This is a genomic window from Paracoccus alkanivorans, from assembly GCF_003697785.1.
GTDB classification, from domain to species: Bacteria; Pseudomonadota; Alphaproteobacteria; order Rhodobacterales; family Rhodobacteraceae; genus Paracoccus; species Paracoccus alkanivorans.
The window spans coordinates 1-2198 of sequence record NZ_QOKZ01000032.1 but is presented as its reverse complement, the minus strand read 5'-3'; the positions used below and the strand labels follow the sequence as shown (position 1 = coordinate 2198).

Genomic DNA, 2198 nt, shown 5'->3' with positions numbered 1-2198 from the left:
CGCGGCCGATGAACTCGACCTGTCCGTCCTCGCGCCACCGGGCCAGGTCGCCGGAGCGATACATGCGCTGCCCGGGGCTGAAGGGATTGGCGAGGAAGCGCTCGGCGGTGAGATCGGGCCGGTTCAGATAGCCCTGCGCCAGCCCCGCACCGGCAATGTACAACTCGCCAACAACACCGACAGGAACAGGATGGAGAGATGCGTCGAGGATCAGGAATTGCATGTTGCTGATCGGTCGTCCGATCAGATTCAGGCGCGTCCCGTCCTTGATCACCAATGCCGAAGCGCACCAGATCGCGGCCTCGGTCGGGCCGTATTCGTTCCATAGCGCGGCCGTCATCGACTGCTCATGCGCGGCGACCAGCGAGGCAGGGATGGCCTCACCGCCCAGAACCACAGTCCTCAGGCTGCTCAGATCGGCGCCGTCCTCGTCCAGCACGGCACGCCAAAGGCCGGGTCCGCTGATCCATTCGCGAATGCCGTGCCGTTCGATCAGCCGGGCCAATTCGACGGGCTGTTTCTCAATGCCTGGCTCAGGCAGGATCAGTGCCGATCCGCTGGCAAGTGCGCCGAAGATTACCCCCAGCGAAGCATCGAACGCCAGCGAGGGCAGCAACAGCGAAACCTCGGGGAGCGGATAACGTTCGGCTCGCGACAGAATCGCGTTCACGGCAGCGCCATGAGACAGCGGCACCCCTTTGGGCCGGCCGGTGGACCCGGAGGTATAGATCAGATAGGCCGGATCGGATGCCCGGGGCAGGATCAGCGGATCGTTGGCTGCGGATACCGGAGCTTCCCCATCCATCAGCAAATGGGGGTGGTGCGGGGCCAGCGCCGCGTTCTGCCGGTCGGTCACGACCAGTACCGGCGCGGCATCGGCCAGAACCGAAGTGATGCGGTCCTGCGGATAGGCCGGGTCCAGCGGCAGGTAGACCGCTCGAGCCCGCATGATCGCCAGCAGGGCGGTGATCGCGGGAATACCGCGTGGCAGCAGCATTGCGACGATCTGCCCGCGCCGGACACCCGCCCCGACCAGACGCCGGGCAAGAGCCGCGCTGTCGCGTTCCAGCCCGGCATAATCCAGCCGCGTCTCGCCGCAAATCAGCGCTGTTGCGCCGGGCACCCGCCGAGCCGCATCGCGGACCAGCCCGGGAAGGCTCCGATCCTCGCGTGAACGATCGCCCCCGTGCAGGATATCAAGCATTTCATCCGTTTCAGTGGTATCCATGAGGCCGATCCGGCCCAGCTTCATGTCGGCATGATCCGCAAGGGCGAACAGTATGGCCTCGACATTATCCAGCACCCGGCGTGCTTCTTTGGTGCCGAACAGATCGCTGCGATAGCTGAGTGTCAGTTTCAGCGTCTCACCCGGAACGGCGGCAAGTCCCATCGGGTAATGAGTGGCGTCCCCGCCGTGCTGGCTATGCCTTTCGACGGTCAGGGTCGCGTCCCCGGCATCGCCATCGGCTGGACCCGCGGGATAGTTCTCGAACACGGTCAGCGTGTCGAACAACCGGTCATGCCCCGCGATGCGCTGCAGCGTGCTTAGCGGCACATGCTGATGCTCGAGGATCGCCGACAGGCTGTCATGGGCCTGGCGCAGGAATTCGGAGGCACTCAACGAGGGGTCGGGCCGCAGTCGCAGCGGCAGTGTGTTGATGAACAGGCCGACCATGCGCTCGACCCCCGGCAGGTCGGCCGAACGGCCCGAGACCGTCGTGCCGAAGATGATGTCGCGCTGACCGGTGCGGCGCGACAGGTAGAGTGCCCAGGCGGATTGGATTAGTGCATTCAGTGTGACACCCAGATTACGGGCACGGTTGCTCAGCCGGATTGTCGCGTCCCTGTCCAGCCGGCGTGACAGAACCGTGCCCGCGGCATGGTCGGTGGCGTCGGGAGCGACCAGTGTGGGCTCCTCCAGGCCCTCGAACTGATCGCGCCAGAACCCGGTGCTGCCGGTTTCGGGGCGCGACGCGGTCCAGCGGATATACTCGGCATAGGGAGTGACATGCGGCAGTTCCTCACCCGGCGCATCGTAAAGGGTGAACAATTCGTCCAGGAAAACCGGCAGGGACCATCCATCGATAGCGATATGATGAGTTGTTATTGCGATATCGTGTTTACGGTTGTTTTCCCTGATGAGCGTTGCGCGGATCGGGGGATCGTTTTCGAGATCGAAGCGGGCGTGGCGGTCGGCG

The 2198-nt window shown here is 64.6% G+C and carries 1 protein-coding gene; it reads right to left on the bottom strand.

Annotated elements, in window-relative coordinates; genetic code table 11:
* A partial coding sequence (locus C9E81_RS22565) for a non-ribosomal peptide synthetase (RefSeq protein WP_122114596.1) occupies positions 1–2198 on the bottom strand: 2198 nt, incomplete at both ends.